At 42.0% G+C, this 8,079-nt stretch carries 3 protein-coding genes; all 3 read left to right on the top strand.

Annotation, left to right across the window (positions count from 1 at the left end):
* Positions 1-4,446 (top strand): non-ribosomal peptide synthetase (locus tag BLQ87_RS14410; protein ID WP_074607851.1); only part of this gene is annotated, 4,446 nt, incomplete at its 5' end.
* Positions 4,447-5,862, top strand: a complete 1,416-nt coding sequence (locus tag BLQ87_RS14405; protein WP_083361874.1) for an FAD-binding oxidoreductase — start codon at positions 4,447-4,449, stop codon at positions 5,860-5,862.
* 130 nt (positions 5,863-5,992) lie between these two features.
* Positions 5,993-8,074 (top strand): aminotransferase class I/II-fold pyridoxal phosphate-dependent enzyme, encoded by a 2,082-nt coding sequence (locus BLQ87_RS14400; RefSeq protein ID WP_074607849.1) that lies wholly within the window; start codon positions 5,993-5,995, stop codon positions 8,072-8,074.
* Positions 8,075-8,079: the final 5 nt, after the last annotated feature.

Here is an 8,079-nt window from a genome sequence, read left to right as displayed (position 1 = left end):
ATCCCCGGAGTATATGTTTTTGAAGGAGCGCTAAATATTGGGGCATTGGAACGGTCGTTTCTAACGCTGATTGAACGTCATGAAATTCTTCGGACCGTATTTAAGGAATCGGAAGAAACGGAGGAAGTACGCCAGTTTATACTGCCTTTTGAGTCGGTAGATTTTAAGATTGATTACCAGGATTTCAGAGCTGTGACGGATCGTGATAAAGTGGTTAAAGAACGGGTCACTGCAGAATTTCGCCGTCCTTTTGACCTGAGCCGTTATCCATTGCTTCGTGCAGGTCTTTACCAGCTTACTGATCATCAGTGGGTGTTCAGCTATGTGGTTCAGCACATCATCAGTGATGGCTGGTCTATGGGCGTATTGATACGGGAATTGTTGTCGTTGTACAATGCTTATGTGGCCGGAGCAGCAATGCCATTGGCGCCTTTAAGGATTCAGTATAAAGATTATGCAGCCTGGCAGCAGTCGGAATTAAGCGGTGATCAGCTTCATATTCATAAGAATTACTGGATGGACCAGTTTTCAGGTCAGCTTCCTGTGCTGGATCTGCCTGTTAAAGGTTTGCGGCCGCCGGTGAAAACCTATAATGGAGGCCTCATTTTTAAAAAGATCGATACTAAACTGACTGAAGGACTGCGTTTGTTATGTCAGGAAGAAGGAGGGACTTTGTTCATGGGGCTTATAGCTGCAGTGAATGTATTGCTCTATCATTATGCCGGTCAGGAGGACATCATTGTTGGTAGTCCGATTGCCGGCAGGGAACATGCCGACCTGGAAGGACAGATCGGTTTTTATGTCAACACATTGGCATTGCGCAACCGGTTCAGTGGAAAGGACAGTTACCTGGAAGTGTTCAGGGGCGTAAAAGGAGTCACCCTTGATGCTTACGATCACCAGGTTTATCCTTTCGACAAACTTGTAGAAGAACTCAACCTGAAACGGGATATGAGCCGCAACCCCTTGTTTGATGTGCTGGTAGATTTTCATAGCCTGAAGACAGATGTCACTGTAACACCTCAAGGTCTTGCAGAACTGAAGGTGCGAAATTATATGGCGGAGGAGAGTTTGGCAAGTAAGTTCGACCTGACATTTTACTTTAATGATTTGGACGGGGGCTTAGGTTTATCCCTGGAATACAATTCCGATCTTTTTGACAGATCAGTTGTCGAAGCCCTTTCCACTCATTTTGAAAATCTTTTGACCGCTGTTTTAAGCTCAGCCGGCTTGCCGGTTGCTGAACTGGACATCCTGACGGCAGCAGAAAAAGAACGGCAGCTGATTGATTTTAATATACCTCAGGGACCAGATCTTTCCTATCGGCCGCTGCTGGGTATTTTCGCTGAACAGGTGAAAAAGAATCCTGAGGGGATCGCCCTTTCGATGTCTGGCCGATCGGTTACTTATCAGGAGCTGGATGTACTTTCGGATCAGCTGGCTTTTTATCTTCATCAGACTTATGATATTAAAGCGAATGAGCTCGTTGGAATAGAACTGGAGCGGACGGAGTGGATGGTGATCGCTATTCTGGGGATTTTAAAATCCGGAGCGGCTTATGTTCCGATTGACCCTGCTTATCCCAAATTAAGAAAAGGATTTCTGAGCACCGATACCGGGATCCGGGTTTTAATTACACAGACCGATCATATTTTCGATCTGGATTATTTTTCCGGACCTGTTTTCGCCATAGATGTACAACTGGCAGGATTGAATGCGGTGATTCCGGAAAGCTTTAAAGCTGTCGCAGGCAGTTCAGACCTGGCTTATGTGATCTATACCTCCGGTTCCACAGGAATTCCAAAAGGATGTGCCATCAGCCATGGCAGTCTTTCCAATTACATACAATGGGCCAACAGCCATTATTTTGATGGAATAACGGCCGTCTGTTTCGGTTTGTACACCTCTTTGTCTTTTGACCTCACTGTAACGAGTATTTTTTGTTCGCTGACACAGGGCGGGCGGTTGTTTATTTATGAGCAGTATGAGGAATTGTCGGCGATACTCCGGCATAGTTTTGGTGCTTCTTCAGGGATCAACAGCGTTAAGCTGACCCCTTCCCACATCAATGTCTTAAAATACCTGGAGCTCAGTTCCGCAACGGTCAGTGTGGCCATTGTAGGAGGAGAAGCGCTGACTGAAGAACAGGTGGGGATACTAAAAAAGATCAATCCATCTATCCGGATCTATAATGAATACGGACCTACCGAGGCTACAGTGGGCTGTATGGTCAGCGAGCTGAGTGAAGGGATGTCTGTTTTAATCGGTAAACCGATCTCCAATACCCGGATTTATCTGTTGAATGACAGGCTTGGGTTTTGTCCCCCAGGTACTACGGGGGAAATTTATATCTCCGGATCGGGGTTGGCCAAAGGTTACCTGAATGATGAGACATTGACCAAGTTGAGATTCCTTCCTGATCCTTATGCCCCGGATGCGCTGATGTACAAAACGGGTGATTTGGGAAAATGGCTTTCCGATGGGAATATGGTATACCTGGGCAGGAAAGACGATCAGGTGAAAATCAATGGTTACCGGATTGAAGTGGGGGAGGTTGTACATGGCTTGCAGCAGCATGCGGATGTGGAGCTTGCCGTGGTGTTGCTAAATCCGGATGAATCCGGGGCTCAGCAACTGGTAGCTTATGTGGTTGGCAGCAGGGATTTAAGCGGAGCTGAACTGCGGTCGCATTTAATGAACAGTTTACCTGTCTATATGGTTCCCTTTCAATATGTGCAGGTGGAAAGCATCCCATTGACCATCAATGGCAAGGTCGATCAGCAGGCTTTGCTCGAGCTGAAGCCTGGAGATGGTCATCAGAAGGTGGCCTACGTAGCTCCTGAAACTGAAGTGGAAATAAAGTTGGTGGCGCTGTGGGAACAGATTCTCCACAAAGAAAATATCGGACTGAAAGACAACTTCTTTGAACTGGGAGGGGATAGCCTAAAAGCAACCCGACTGGTCAATCAGTTACATAAAGTGTTTGACGTAAAAATCACTTTGCGTGATGTGTTTGAACTTGCTACATTGGAAGAACAGGGTTTCCTGCTCGGCCAGGAAGAAAAGGAAATTTTTTCAACTATAGATCCGGTCCCGCCAGCAGAAAATTACGTGTTGTCGTCGGCACAGCGTCGTTTATGGACTTTAAGTCAGTCTTATGAAACCAGTATTTCCTACAATTTACCTGATGTCAAAATATTGGAAGGAGCGCTGGACCGGAATGCATTAGAAGGGGCCTTAAGAAGTTTAGTGTTGCGTCATGAAATGCTGAGGACGGTATTTAGAAGAGATGAAAGTGGAGAAGTTCGTCAATTTGTACTTTCCGGGCCCGAAGCAGGAATTAGTCTCGTTTTTAGAGATTTAAGGCTGCTGGGTGATCAACAGGAATTATTGGATGAGTTATTAGAGAAAGATGCTTTTGAAATTTTTGATCTGACAACCGGACCACTCTTGAGAACGCATCTTTTTCAAATGGAAGATCACAAATGGGTTTTTGCCTATAATATGCATCATATTATTAGAGACGGCTGGTCCATGAGCATCATGATCAAAGAAACGTTTTTATATTATAACGCCTTATTAAAAGGAGAAAACCTTCAGTTGAGCCCTTTAAGGATACAATACAAAGACTACGCGGTCTGGCAACAAGCAAAGCTGAAAGCCAATTCTTTTGCGGATCATAAAGACTACTGGCTAGAAAAGTTCTCCGGAGAGTTGCCTGTTTTCAGGCCTTCGGAAGCGGAAAACCGATCTGCGGTTAGTCCATATAACGGGGGGACAAGAAATCTGGTGATTGACTCCCCTTCGTACCATGGACTAAAGGCCCTGAGTCAGAAGAATGGGGGAAGTTTATTTATGGGAGTCTTGACTATTGTAAATGCATTGTTGAGTGCTTATACTGAAAAGCAGGACCTTATCGTCGGCACATTGGTGTCAGGAAGGGAGCATATAGATTTAGAAAACCAAATCGGCTATTATGTAAATACACTGCCACTCAGGTTCAAATTTGAGCCCGAAGATAGTTATGATGATTTGTTTAACAGGATTAGAGAAGTAACACTCGAGGGCTTTAAACATCAGGCTTATCCATTTGACAATCTTGTAGATGATTTAGCAGCGGTTGGCCGTAAGGGCAGCGCGCCCCTGTTTAATGTAATGGTGGTTTTGCACAATATGACTGGAATCGTCAGTGAACAAACAAACTTTGGAAAGCTCAAAATAACTGCCTATCCAGGTAAAATGAAGTTCAAAAGCAGATTTGATCTGACATTTGACTTTACTGAAATGCAGGATAAATTATATGTCATCATCAGGTATAACAGAACGGTTTATGGGGAAGATACTATGGATAAATATGTTGGCCATTTAATGTCTTTAATTGACCTGATCTGTGCCGATTCTGCTCAAAGAATAGACTGTTTGTATGATGTAAAAGATAGAATTTAGATGAAAATGATTCAAAAAGAAAAAATAGATTTAGCACATATCGTATCTCTTTTTAAGGAAATATCCGGAGATCAATATGTGTTGACCGATCCTGATGATTTATACCACTATGAAAGGGATCAGACGCTGAACCTTAACTTTAATTTTGACATTCTGATCAAACCGGCTTCTGCTCAGGAAATTTCAAACATCGTGCAGTTGTGCAATCAGTATTCCTTACCTATTACGCCCAGGGGTGGGGGGACTGGTGTTACAGGTGGGGCATTGCCATTGGAGGCTGGCGTTGTCCTCTCTTTGGAACGCTTAAATAAAATTATTGAAATCAATAAAACAGACAGTTATGTGCTCGCTGAGTCTGGTGTGATTACTGCAGATTTATGCGAATCCGTGGAGGAGCATGGCCTTTATTTCCCGATACGTCCCACAAGTAGTTTCAGCTCTTTTATAGGTGGAAATGTGGCTGAAAATTCAGGTAGTATAAATTCATGTAAATACGGAACCACATCAAGGTATGTTTTAAATCTGGAGGTGGTGTTACCTTCCGGGGAAATCATCTGGACAGGAGCGAATGTTTCCAAAAATGTGACCGGGCTGAACCTGACTCAATTGTTTGTCGGAAGTGAAGGTATACTTGGCATCGTCACCAAAATTGTTTATCAGTTGTTGCCCAAACCGAAATCAGAAGTAATGTTACTGGCAGGGTTTAAAAGCCTTGAAGATGCCTGCCATGCAATCCTGGAAATTAAAGGCTCCAGTGTTTTTCCTTCAGGTGTAGAGTTAATTTCTTTAAATGCAATTCAGCTCACTACCGCCTATATGGAGAAAAAATTACCGCTTACGGATCCGGATATTCAGGCCCAGCTACTGATCAGTTTACAGGAATTGAGTGATGCTGAAATGGAGCATTCCTTGCTAACCACCTCCGCCATACTGGAAAAATATACAGAGAGGGATGTCCTGGTCGCAGAGACGCTGCCGGAGAAAAAAGCGATCGCTGAACTTCGGGTCAATATTGGCAACGCATTAACGGCGGATCATAAGTATTACCGCGATATCGATGCCTGTGTACCCGTGTCGGCCTTGTGTGATTATGTGTGGGGGGTTGAACAAATCTGTATGGAAAGTAATATTGAGGTGATTTCCTTTGGTCATGCGATCGACGGAAACTTGCATACGAATTTAGTTTTTGACAAAAAATCAGGGTTGGTCGACCCGCTGATTTTAAATGAAGTTTTAACCAGGATTTATCGTTTCGCCATTAGTAAGGGAGGTGTCATTTCAGGAGAACATGGTATTGGGTTTTTGCAAAAAGAATTTTTGCCCTTACAATTGTCGAATTCTGAGCTTAATTTAATGATTAGCATTAAAAATCTTATTGATCCTAATGGAATTATGAATCCTGGTAAAATTTTTTAACTTACAAATATTTTTGGTAAGTTAGATTGTAAACTATAGGTGATCGAATTCAGATTTGTCTGTAGTAGAAATTTTTATGAATATTTTATGTAGTTAGTCAGATTAATATAACCCGTAGTAAAATTAACGAATGGAAAATCAAATTGTTTATCAAGATTACAAAACCTACTTAAGCGAGGATCATGGAACATGGGGATTACTTATAGACAGACATAAAGCGCTCTGTAGTCAGAAAATTTCAAAAGAATATCTCGAAGGTTATTTAAAACTAAATTTAGATGAAAATCAGATTGTAAATCTGGAGTCTATCAGCGCTAAACTGGAGTCCTTATCAGGCTGGTCGCTGGTGGGTGTTAACGGGTTAATCCCTACGAAGGATTTCTTTTATATGCTCATTAACAAAAAATATCCTGTAACCATTTCTATCAGGAAACCTCATGAACTGGAATTCAGTGAACAGCCGGATATTTTCCATGACATCTGTGGTCATATCCCTATGTTGACCAATGAAAAGTTTATCAAATTTCTAACGGCTTATTGTACCATTGCCTTAAAGTATGCAAATAACGATAGGGCCATTAGTTTATTGGGGAGACTTTACTGGTTTACCTATGAAATGGGGATCATTCTTGAAGATGGGGAGCGGAAGCCTTATGGTGGTGCGATTATCACCTCATCGGAGGAGATTCTGAACATGAATGATGTCAATATTCCTAAACATGCCTTTGATATTGATTTGATCTTTGCCACGGAATTTAGTCCATATAGCCTGCAGAAGGAATATTTTGTGATCAACTCCTTTGACGAGCTCTTCAATTGTCTCGATACCCTGGAGATGAAACTCATCGAACACCTCTCTTTACCTTATGCCGATTGCATGCTAAGGAACTACTCCTTAAATAAAAACATTGGTATAAATTTTAACAATGTGATCGGGTTTTTGAATGATGTACAATATAAATTCCCAAACGCAATCTCATTTGTTGCCGGTCAGCCGGATGAAGATTTTTTTGAAATCGAGAGCAACATATCAAAGTTTGAAGTCTATGTAACTCACCTCATGTCCAGGACGGGGAGAAGCAGAAAGAGCGTAGTCAATGGTATCGGGCAATACAATAAAACAAAAGGTATCATCAGTGATGTCATAGTGGAATACCTGAAGAACGACGAGAACATTGTTTTAAATACGGAAGATATCCTCATTACTGTTGGTGCTCAGGAAGCATTTTCTATCATTATTTCCACGATATGCAATCGGAGTAATGATGTGATTTTGGTGGAGGATCCCAGTTATATCGGCGTGAGTTCTTTTGCAAAAGTCTTTGACTATAACATCGCCGGAATAAAAATTGATGATGACGGAATTGATTTAAAGGAGCTGAGAAGTAAACTGATCGAACTGAATGGTCAGGGTAAACAGGTTAAACTGGTTTATGTCATTCCGGATTATCAAAACCCCTCGGGAACCTGTATGCCAATTGGCAATCGTCTGTTGTTGCTGGAAATGGCGCAACAATATAATTTCTTAATTATTGAGGATAGTGTTTATAACAGTTTTACTTATGCTCAGAAGAAAAACCCAACCTTAAAATCATTGGACCTCAATAACCGGGTGATTTACGTGGGTTCTTTCTCCAAATCTCTGTTTCCGGGTTTAAGGCTAGGGATAATAGGGGCAAATCAAAAGATTGAAAATGAATTGGGGATCACTGTTGCTTTATCTGATGAGCTGGCCAAAGTCAAAGCACAACTGACAAACAATACTTCCACAATTAACCAGGCCATACTTGGAGGCGTACTGCTGGACTTAAACTGTAGCTTAAACGAATGGAGTAAACCAAAATTTGAAAGCTATAAGCGGAAGCGGGATCACATGATTAAATCATTGAATAAATACATCAGGGCATATAAAAATGACTGGGCTTCTGAAGTCAACTGGAATGAGCCTGATGGAGGCTTCTTTATAAAAATGACGGTCCCTTTCCTAATCAACAATGAGAGTGTATATGAGAGCGCCAGCAACTTTAACGTGATTTTCTGTCCGATGAGAAATTTCTACCTGAAGTCAGGAGGGGAAAATGATTTGAGATTAACCTTCTCCAACCTGTCGCTGGATGATATTGATAAAGGCGTGGAAAAACTTGCTTCGTTTTTGAAGTCGAGAATAATGCTGAATAATGAACTGCTAAATGTTGAAAATCACCTTAATTAATCCCT

This window comes from Pedobacter steynii (assembly GCF_900103665.1).
Taxonomy (GTDB): Bacteria; Bacteroidota; Bacteroidia; order Sphingobacteriales; family Sphingobacteriaceae; genus Pedobacter; species Pedobacter steynii.
Note: the sequence above shows the minus strand (reverse complement) of the source record. Positions and strands in the feature narration are given on the sequence as shown.

What these genes read in the sequence shown, in the direction of transcription:
- BLQ87_RS14405 (WP_083361874.1), top strand. Translation starts at nt 4,447, where the DNA reads ATGAAAATGATTCAAAAAGAAAAAATAGATTTAGCACATATCGTATCT.
- BLQ87_RS14400 (WP_074607849.1), top strand. Translation starts at nt 5,993, where the DNA reads ATGGAAAATCAAATTGTTTATCAAGATTACAAAACCTACTTAAGCGAG.